Consider the following 2,102-nt stretch of genomic DNA (forward strand, 5'->3'; position numbering starts at 1 on the left):
GTTTAAAAATCGGCCTTGCATAGGATCTCTATAAAGTTCGGGAGTTCTTAACGTTAGCAAAAGAAATTAATAGATTTCCTTTATGTGGGGAATTACTGCCAACGTTTAGTGTCGAGTAGGGAAAGGGAGTTTCACTCTTCCCCTCTCACATAACCGTACGTTATAGTCTCCCATCATACGGCTCTTATTATACAAATCTAGTCAATCTAATTTCTAATATCATTATATAATAGAACTTTAAAAAAAGTCCATATACAATGAATTACAAATGAGAAAATTATATTATATTTTTAGTGAAATAGAATTAAAAAGGCAGCTAATTTTTTTAACCTAAACGGGAATGTTTAAACTTTTTTGTTTTTGAAAATGAATTAGTTATCTAATTTAAGAAATATAACCCGATGAGACAAAAACTGGAACAAATAACAACTAAGTTATTGATTTATAAACAAATAAAAAGAGATAAACGTTAAGTTTATCTCTTTTTGTGACCTCGGCAGGATTCAAACCTGCAACCTCTTGAGCCGTAATCAAGTGCACTATTCAGTTATGCTACGAGGCCTTTTTGCGGGTGCAAATATAGGGTGTTTTTATATTTCTGACAAATCAAGTAGTGGTTTTTTGTAATTTTTATTAAAAAAATGATATGTTTTTATGAGATACTTTAGTTGTGTTATTTTAAGTATATGGTTATTAGTTTCTTATAATAAATATGGATAGGATTGGGTATTTGGAACAAGAGATTTTGTAATGATTTAATGACAAAGTATTTAAAAGAAGATTTTGTTCCTGTTAGAAAAAAAGTGAAATTACAGTAAAACCTAAAAATAATGTAAGGGTATGGAGAGGATATTTAGGAAATAGATGCAATAAAAGGAAAGAGGGGTATTTTAATTAATAACGATGTATCCGCTACAGAAAGAAAAACAAAAGTAGTTTGTAATTTGGTTAAGGAATAAGTTGTGCGGTGTAATTTTATTATAAAATTAGATTTATTGAAGGATAGAGGTGCATTTGTAGTAATGGTATAATTATTTTTAAAATGTTGATTATAAAAAAAACCTTCATTTTTTGAAGGCTTGTGTTATAAAAATTTTCTATGTTAAACCCGCTTTATATACTAGAACTTTGTAATGAATATTGAAGATTTCATAAATACAGTTGTTTTCTTGATTTTAGGATAGCGTAGCTATGGTTAAATTAAGAAACGAAGCAAAGCGTCTGTATCTGCAGTAGCTACAAGATGGAATAGATTCTCTACTGCATAAAATGGGTTAAAATATTATTTTTTTGTGGTAGCAATTATCGCACCATCTTTTGCTTTATCACCATAAATACTAATCGCAGTTTTAGGTTTAAGAAAGTCAACTTCTGCCAAGTTATCTGATTTTGCGTGGGTGTTTAAAGTTTTAAAATCAGCTTCTTTTCCGTTAATGATGATTAGTTTTTGAATATCAGGGTTATCTATAAAGCTATATTTTTTAGAGTTTAAGTTCTGAAAAGGATGCATTTGTGGTTCGTTAAAAAAGAAACTTTCATTTTGATTTTCGTCATAATAAAAAGATTCCATAATCTGATCTTTTAGTTTCTGAATATCAAAGTTTCCTTGAGAAAATAAAGAATCTTTTTCATCGTTAAAATCAAGTGCAAAACCATGTTTTTTCATCACACTATCCATATCTATATTTGGAAAATTAAAACCAGATTGTTTTTTTAAAATAGCAATATCAAACATTCCAGAATTAGTAATGTATAAACTGTCATTTTTATATCCTAATTTTATTTCCGAAATTGGGACATTTGAGGAAGAAGAATATTGACTTTTAGTATTTCCTTTTTTTAAGGTAATACTAAGGCTTGTAATCTCATTTTTATCATTAAATTCTATTTTTTTGAGAAGTAATTCAATTCCGTTTTCTAAAAAGAATTTTTTTAAGTCCTCTAATTCCTGTTCTGATGTGTTTTTGTTAATAACAGCTGTTATTTCATCAGATTGAGCATTTTTAGTAATAACCTGAGTTCGACGTAAGAAAAAAGGGTTTTTACTTGTAGAAAAAGCAGAAAAACATTATATTTAAGTATCTAACATTCAAATATTTAAA

At 27.8% G+C, this 2,102-nt stretch carries 1 protein-coding gene and 1 tRNA gene; both read right to left on the reverse strand.

Going from position 1 to position 2,102, the window contains the following annotated elements; all coding sequences use genetic code 11:
• Positions 1 to 488: 488 nt before the first annotated feature.
• Positions 489 to 562, reverse strand: a tRNA-Arg gene (locus H527_RS0118620).
• A gap of 720 nt (positions 563 to 1,282) precedes the next feature.
• Entirely contained in the window at positions 1,283 to 1,735 is a 453-nt protein-coding gene (locus H527_RS23335; RefSeq protein WP_051316871.1) for a hypothetical protein, read from the reverse strand.
• Between the last annotated feature and the right edge of the window lie 367 nt (positions 1,736 to 2,102).

Source organism: Aquimarina muelleri DSM 19832 (genome assembly GCF_000430665.1).
In the GTDB taxonomy this organism is placed as follows: Bacteria; Bacteroidota; Bacteroidia; order Flavobacteriales; family Flavobacteriaceae; genus Aquimarina; species Aquimarina muelleri.